Genomic DNA, 712 nt, shown 5'->3' with positions numbered 1-712 from the left:
GCCCGTGAGCTAGCGGCGCTGCCGGACCGCGCCGCCGTGCTGGCCGAGTGCCGCGCGGCCCTGGCGGCCGCCGAACCGGCGCCGCCTGCCGCCTTCGCCCTGACCCTGGAGCGGCTGGCCCTGCACTATCCGGAGAGCCGGCTGACCCCGCCCGAGCAGACCCTGGTCGCGAAGGACTGGCGCCGGCTGGCCGGCCACCTGCCGGCCGACGTGCTGGCCCGGGCGGCCGACGATTACGTGCTCAGCCCGGCGCGCTTCTTTCCGACGCCCGGCCAGCTGCTGGCCCTGGCCGAGCCCGCCTTCGCCTGGCGCCGCGCCCTGGCCCGCCGCGCCCGCCAGACGCTTGATTTGATTGGACCAGAAAACGAAGGGAGGCCCCCATGCCCCGCCGCACGCGGCCCAGCCCCGAAGCCGTGATCGCCGCCGCCCGCGACCGGCGCGCCCGCGAGGCGGAGCTCAATCGCCTCAGCGCCCAGCCCGACGTGCGCGTGGTCGCCGACGCCGCCCGCCGGATCGTCTCGGCGCGCCGGCTGGACGTGTTCGACCAGCTCTTCGCCCAGCGCGCCCTGACCGAAGCCCAGGTCGGCGCGGCGCGCCGGCTCGAGGCCGACCTGGCTACCGCCGCCGGCGTCGAGCGTCCGCAGGCCGGGCTGGAGAAGGTCGACGCCTCGGGCCAGGGCGCGCCGGGCCAGGGCGTGAGCCAGGTGATGGT

At 77.7% G+C, this 712-nt stretch carries 2 protein-coding genes; both read left to right on the top strand.

The window, feature by feature from the left end; translation table 11 throughout:
* Positions 1-417, top strand: a 417-nt coding sequence (locus G3573_RS21800; RefSeq protein WP_163263702.1) for a hypothetical protein, incomplete at its 5' end; no start/stop codon positions are given.
* On the top strand, positions 381-712 hold a 332-nt coding region (locus tag G3573_RS21795; RefSeq protein ID WP_163263701.1), incomplete at its 3' end, for a hypothetical protein. The genes G3573_RS21800 and G3573_RS21795, both read left to right, overlap by 37 nt.

It is taken from the genome of Caulobacter sp. 17J65-9 (assembly GCF_010975005.1).
Classification (GTDB): Bacteria; Pseudomonadota; Alphaproteobacteria; order Caulobacterales; family Caulobacteraceae; genus 17J80-11.
Note: the sequence above shows the minus strand (reverse complement) of the source record. Positions and strands in the feature narration are given on the sequence as shown.